At 40.4% G+C, this 329-nt stretch carries 1 rRNA gene; it reads left to right on the top strand.

Annotation, left to right across the window (positions count from 1 at the left end):
* Positions 1 to 200: 200 nt before the first annotated feature.
* Positions 201 to 329, top strand: a 23S ribosomal RNA gene (locus AC27EF_RS13650); the annotation flags it as partial.

Raw genomic sequence — 329 nt, 5'->3', positions numbered from 1 at the left:
TGAGAATACGGTTGTATTCTTAGAAAAGTGTACCTTGAAAACTTCATACAAAATCGAAAGAATTCATTTTCAGAAATGGAAATGAGTCAAGACATCAAATTTCATCGTTAGAAAGTAATGAGAAAGAAACACAAACCCATTGATGTAACGCTATACATCAATGAGGAAAGAGAATCGCAAGATTCGATCGTTCCTGCTAAGGTTAAAGTAGTAAGGGCGCAGGGTGGATGCCTTGGCACTAAGAGCCGATGAAAGACGTGATAAGCTGCGAAAAGCTTCGGGGAGGAGCACATATCCAATGATCCGGAGATATCTGAATGGGGAAACCC

It is taken from the genome of Anaerostipes stercorihominis, from assembly GCF_057535655.1.
Note: the sequence above shows the minus strand (reverse complement) of the source record. Positions and strands in the feature narration are given on the sequence as shown.